A 1096-nucleotide genomic window follows, 5' to 3' on the forward strand; every position below is an offset into this window, starting at 1 on the left:
TGACCGCTGCAATCACTACCGTTCTGGCAAAAACCTACGGTGGTTCTGCTCGTGCATTCGACCAGATCGATAACGCACCAGAAGAAAAAGCTCGTGGTATCACCATCAACACTTCCCACGTTGAATACGACACCCCGACTCGCCACTACGCACACGTAGACTGCCCAGGCCACGCCGACTATGTTAAAAACATGATCACCGGTGCTGCGCAGATGGACGGCGCGATCCTGGTAGTTGCTGCGACTGACGGCCCAATGCCTCAGACTCGTGAGCACATCCTGCTGGGTCGTCAGGTAGGCGTTCCTTTCATCATCGTGTTCCTGAACAAATGCGACATGGTTGATGACGAAGAGCTGCTGGAACTGGTAGAAATGGAAGTTCGTGAACTTCTGTCTCAGTACGATTTCCCAGGCGACGACACTCCAATCGTTCGTGGTTCAGCTCTGAAAGCGCTGGAAGGCGAAGCAGAGTGGGAAGCGAAAATCATCGAACTGGCTGGCTTCCTGGATTCTTACATCCCAGAACCAGAGCGTGCGATTGACAAGCCATTCCTGCTGCCAATCGAAGACGTATTCTCCATCTCCGGTCGTGGTACCGTTGTTACCGGTCGTGTAGAGCGCGGTATCATCAAAGTTGGTGAAGAAGTTGAAATCGTTGGTATCAAAGAGACTGCGAAGTCTACCTGTACTGGCGTTGAAATGTTCCGCAAACTGCTGGACGAAGGCCGTGCTGGTGAGAACGTTGGTGTTCTGCTGCGTGGTATCAAACGTGAAGAAATCGAACGTGGTCAGGTACTGGCGAAGCCAGGCTCAATCAAGCCACACACCAAGTTCGAATCTGAAGTGTACATTCTGTCCAAAGACGAAGGCGGCCGTCATACTCCGTTCTTCAAAGGCTACCGTCCACAGTTCTACTTCCGTACAACTGACGTGACCGGTACCATCGAACTGCCAGAAGGCGTAGAGATGGTAATGCCAGGCGACAACATCAAGATGGTTGTGACTCTGATCCACCCAATCGCGATGGACGACGGTCTGCGTTTCGCAATCCGTGAAGGCGGCCGTACCGTTGGCGCGGGCGTTGTTGCTAAAGTTCT

Annotated in this window: 1 protein-coding gene; it reads left to right on the forward strand. The window is 52.7% G+C overall.

Annotated elements, in window-relative coordinates; all coding sequences use genetic code 11:
• The coding region (gene tuf / locus M987_RS23505) for an elongation factor Tu (protein WP_064555916.1) at positions 1-1096 on the forward strand (1096 nt) is incomplete at both ends.

The sequence above is a fragment of the Enterobacter soli ATCC BAA-2102 genome (genome assembly GCF_001654845.1).
Classification (GTDB): domain Bacteria; phylum Pseudomonadota; class Gammaproteobacteria; order Enterobacterales; family Enterobacteriaceae; genus Enterobacter; species Enterobacter soli.